We start from the raw sequence: 262 nt of genomic DNA, 5'->3' as shown, positions 1-262 counted from the left end.
CAATTAATTTTAGGATATGAGAACAAGTAAATTTACAGACAGCCAAATTTTGGCAATTTTGAAAGAGTATGAATCAGGGCAGACCGCAAAAGAATTGTCTCGAAAATACGGTTTCCACTACCAAACCCTGCACGATGGAAAAAGAAATTTGGTGGGATAACTTCTACCAAAGAACTACAGAAAATCAAGGAACTGGAATCTGAGAACAATCGTTTGAAGAAGATGTTTGCCAATTTGAGCTTGGAACATGAAGCATTGAAGG

Annotated in this window: 1 protein-coding gene; it reads left to right on the top strand. The window is 37.0% G+C overall.

Annotated elements, in window-relative coordinates; translation table 11 throughout:
• Positions 1 to 16: 16 nt before the first annotated feature.
• Complete coding sequence (locus WFK35_RS23100; RefSeq protein WP_336735004.1) at positions 17 to 160, top strand: transposase; 144 nt, start codon at positions 17 to 19, stop codon at positions 158 to 160.
• The last annotated feature ends 102 nt before the right edge of the window (positions 161 to 262 follow it).

Origin of the sequence: Chryseobacterium sp. VD8, from assembly GCF_037149975.1 — a bacterium.
GTDB classification, from domain to species: domain Bacteria; phylum Bacteroidota; class Bacteroidia; order Flavobacteriales; family Weeksellaceae; genus Chryseobacterium; species Chryseobacterium indicum.
Note: the sequence above shows the minus strand (reverse complement) of the source record. Positions and strands in the feature narration are given on the sequence as shown.